Source organism: Actinoplanes sp. NPDC051633 (assembly GCF_040681735.1).
In the GTDB taxonomy this organism is placed as follows: domain Bacteria; phylum Actinomycetota; class Actinomycetes; order Mycobacteriales; family Micromonosporaceae; genus Actinoplanes.
Genome location: NZ_JBFAZH010000795.1, coordinates 1 through 3,662, shown reverse-complemented (window position 1 = coordinate 3,662; position 3,662 = coordinate 1). Strand labels below are relative to the sequence as shown.

At 74.9% G+C, this 3,662-nt stretch carries 4 protein-coding genes; all 4 read right to left on the bottom strand.

The genetic code is table 11. From position 1 onward, the window contains the following. Nucleotides 1-582: SIS domain-containing protein (locus AB0M20_RS32165; protein ID WP_364304097.1), on the bottom strand; the 582-nt coding region annotated here is incomplete at its 3' end. Then, nucleotides 582-1,784, bottom strand: a complete 1,203-nt coding sequence (locus AB0M20_RS32160; protein WP_364304096.1) for a glycosyltransferase — start codon at nt 1,782-1,784, stop codon at nt 582-584. The genes AB0M20_RS32165 and AB0M20_RS32160, both read right to left, overlap by 1 nt. After that, nucleotides 1,775-2,704: a glycosyltransferase gene (locus tag AB0M20_RS32155; protein ID WP_364304095.1), complete on the bottom strand. Its 930-nt coding sequence runs from the start codon at nt 2,702-2,704 to the stop codon at nt 1,775-1,777. Before AB0M20_RS32155 ends, AB0M20_RS32160 begins: the two co-directional genes overlap by 10 nt. Continuing rightward, nucleotides 2,701-3,662: glycosyltransferase family 9 protein (locus AB0M20_RS32150; RefSeq protein ID WP_364304094.1), on the bottom strand; the 962-nt coding region annotated here is incomplete at its 5' end. The genes AB0M20_RS32150 and AB0M20_RS32155, both read right to left, overlap by 4 nt.

The following is a 3,662-nucleotide window of genomic DNA, read 5'->3' as shown; positions in this document are numbered from 1 at the left end:
CGGCGCTTTTCCCAGCACCACCGGGAGCGCCCGGTCCACGTACTCGCACATCACGTGGACCGAGATCAGGTGCAGCTCCTGGACCACCTGGGAGTTCGGGGCCGGGCAGCACAGCGCCTCGTCGCAGGCGTCCGCCAGCGGGTTGGGCCCCGGGCCGGTGAAGGCCCAGGTGCGCACCCCGATCTCGCTCGCGGCGGCCGCCGCCTCGAGCAGGTTGGGGCTGCGGCCGCTGGTGGACAGCAGCAGGAGCACGTCGCCGGGCCGGCCGTGAGCGTGCACCTGCCGGGCGAAGATCTGGTCGAAGCCGTAGTCGTTGCCGATCGCCGTGACCGCCGACGAGTCGGGGGTCAGCGCGATCGCGGACAGCGGCCGGCGGTCCTCGCGCAACTTGCCGACCAGTTCGGCGGCCAGGTGCTGAGCCTCGGCCGCGCTGCCGCCGTTGCCGGCGATCAGCAGCCGGCCGCCGTGGCCGAGGTGCCGGGCCAGGTCGGTGCCCCAGCGGGCCAGCGTCTCCGCGGCGGCCGCCCGGAACGGCAGCAGGGCCGCGGCGACGCCGGAAAGATGTTCGTCCAGCAGGTCCATCAGGCTGCCTCTCTGGTCAGGTCGAGTCCGGCGACGGCGCCGTAGGTGGCGGTCAGCCGGGCGGCGATGCGGGGCCACGAGTACGAGACCTCGGCCCGCTCGACGGCGGCGGCCGCGTACGACATCCGGCGCATCTCGTCGCCCAGCAGCCGGCGCAGGGCGCGGGCCAGGGACTTGGGGTCGTGGGGCGGGACGAGGTCGCCGGTGACGCCGTCCACCACGGTGTCGATGAGGCCGCCCACGGCGGTGCCGACGACCGGCACCCCGCAGGCCATCGCCTCGAGCGGGGTCAGGCCGAACGGCTCGTACCAGGGTGCGGCGGCGACCACGTCGGCGGAGCGGTACCAGCACGGCATGTCGGCGGGGCGGACCGCGCCGATCAGGCGTACCCGCTCGCCGACCTTGCAGCGGTCGGCGAGCTTCCGCAGCTTCCCGGCGTTCTCCTCGGGCCCGCCGGCGATGACCAGCTCGGCGCCCGGGATCAGCGGCAGCGCGCGGATCAGGTCGGCGAAGCCCTTGCGTTCCACCAGGCGGCCGACGGTCAGGATGCGCTTGCGGCCGGGGGTGCGCGGTGCGGCCGGACCGTCCGGGCTGAACCGGCCGGTGTCCACACCGGACGGCACCAGGGTCATCCGGGCGCGCGGCACGCCCATCCGGAGCAGCTCGCGGATCTCGTCGTGGCACTGCACGACGACCCGGTCGACCACCCGGCCGAGCCGCCGCTCGTAGGCGACCCGGTGCGCCGGGCTGGTGTCCGCCGCGCCCTGGTGCCGCCGCTTGACCGTGCCCAGCGCGTGGAACGTCTGCACCACCGGCACGTCACACAGCCGCCCGGCGGTGACCGCGGCCAGCCCGCTCATCCAGAAGTGGGCGTGCGCCACGTCCGGCTTCCAGCGGGTGCGCCAGTCGTCGGCCATCCACTCGGCGAACTCCCCCATGAACGGCAGCAGCTCGTCCTTGGGCAGCTCGGTGGCCGGCCCGGCGGGCACGTGCACCACGTCGAAGCCGGCCGCGGACACGACCGGTTCCAGGTCCGCCGCGTCCCGGCGGGTGTAGACGCGGACCTCGTGGCCCTGCGCGGTCAGCTCCGCGGCGAGCGCCGCGACGTGCGCGTTCTGCCCACCGGCGTCGACGTTGCCCAGGATTCCGTGGCCGAGCGCGGACAACGGGCTGGCATGCTCCGACACCATCGCTATGCGCATGTCTCCTCCTCCACGAGCCGGTCCCAGTCGGCCAGGAACCGGTCCAGGCCGTATCGGGCGAGCGCCACCTGGCGAGCCCGGTCGCCGAGCAGGCGCGCCTGCCCGGGTTCGTCGATGAGCCATCGGGCGGCCTCGACCAGGGTGTCGACGCGGGTGGCGAGCACCCCCGCGTCGGGCGGCACGGCGGCGATGGCCTCGGTGGTGGCCAGCGCGAGCACCGGCATCCCGATCTGCATCGCCTCGATCAGGCTCAGTCCCAGCGACGTCCACCGGCACAGGTGCAGGTACGCCCGCCGCCGCGCGATCTCGGCGTGCATGGCGGCCTGCGGCGGGTCCTCGTGCGGGGTGACCCGGTCGAGTCGCAGGCCGTCGACGCCCATGCCGTAGACATCCAGCGGCGCGACCGCCGCGAAGCGGGGCATCAGGTCGGTGCCGGTGACGCGGTTGCGGCGGACCGGCTCGTTGGTGACCACCGCGAGGCGGTCCAGCTCACCGGTCCAGCGGACGGCCGGCTCGACCACGCCGTGCTCGATGACCGTGGTGCGGGTGCCGCCGCAGTCCCAGAACAGCTCGTTGAAGTGGGTGACGTGGGCGATCACGAGGTCGTCCCGGTCGGCCATCGGGTGCCGGCTGTTCGGCACGTCGCCCTTCGGCGTGTTGTGCTCGACGTAGATCCGCGGGGCCCGCAGGTGCGCGACCCGCTCGAGCTCCTCCGGGCGCTGCAGGATCACCAGGTCGACGTCGTCGTCGCTCAGCGCGGCCGGGTCGACCTCCTCGGCGGTCGGCGGCCAGTCGAAGGTGCGCGCCCGCCCGCGTCCCCACTCGTCGCGGGCCGCGTTGACCGGGATCAGGTAGCGGTGCTTGCCCTGGACGAACGACGTCGTCCAGGAGCCGTGCACGTGCCAGAGCAGGATGTTCATGCGGTGAGAACCTCTTTCCTGGCCGCTGTCCGGATGCCCAGCAGGCGCGTCGCGGCGACCACGTCGGCCGGGTCGATCCCGGTGAGGCACGGGTGACCTGGAACAGGACAGGTGGTGGCGCGGGTGTCCCGGCAGGCGGCCGCCGGGTCGCCCAGACGCACGTGCGGCACGCGGTACGGCCCCCACTGTCCGAACGGGACGGTCGGGGCGAACAGGCTCACGACGGGGGTGCCGACCGCCGCGGCCAGGTGCGCCGGGCCGGTGTTGGCGACCACCACGCACGCCGCGCCGGCCAGCAGCCGCGCCAGATCCGCCAGGCTCATCGAGCCGGCCGGCGTGCCCACGTAGGCGGCCAGCTCCTGCTCGTCGGGGCCGCCGGTGACCAGCACGCGGTGACCGTCCGCCGCCAGCGCCGCGGTGATCGCGCGCATGGTCTCCGGCGGGCAGGCACGGGCGCCGACCGAGGCGCCGGGATGCACGATCACGTGGCCGGTCTCCCGCACCGGCCCGATCGAGACCCGGAGACGGCCGTCGTCGCCCGCCGGCAGGGCGAAACCCGCCGCTGCCGCGACCGAGCGGGCCCGTTCCGCTTCGGGCACCCCGGCGGGTACGCGATGCCGCACGTCCAGCAGCGAGCCCGGGTAGTCGTCACTGATCGCCGTGATCCGGCCGACGCCCGCGGTGCGCAGCAGCAGGGCCAGCGGCAGCGCGGACTGGTGGAAGGAGGTGAAGACCACGGCCTCCTGGGCGCCGGTCGCGGCCAGCCGCGCCACCAGGTCCCCGGCGAAGCGCGGGGACACCGGCTCCGGGTCGGGATCGATCCAGGGCAGCCGGGCCTCGATGATCTCGTCGACGCCGGGCAGCAGACCGGCCGCGGCCCGGCCGCGCGGACCGCAGAGCAGCACCACCCGATCGGCGCCGGCCGCGACCGCGCGGATCGCCGGGCCGGTGACCAGCA

Excerpts from the sequence above, each read along its gene's own strand:
- AB0M20_RS32155 (WP_364304095.1), bottom strand. The coding sequence starts at position 2,704 with ATGAACATCCTGCTCTGGCACGTGCACGGCTCCTGGACGACGTCGTTC.
- AB0M20_RS32160 (WP_364304096.1), bottom strand. The coding sequence starts at position 1,784 with ATGCGCATAGCGATGGTGTCGGAGCATGCCAGCCCGTTGTCCGCGCTC.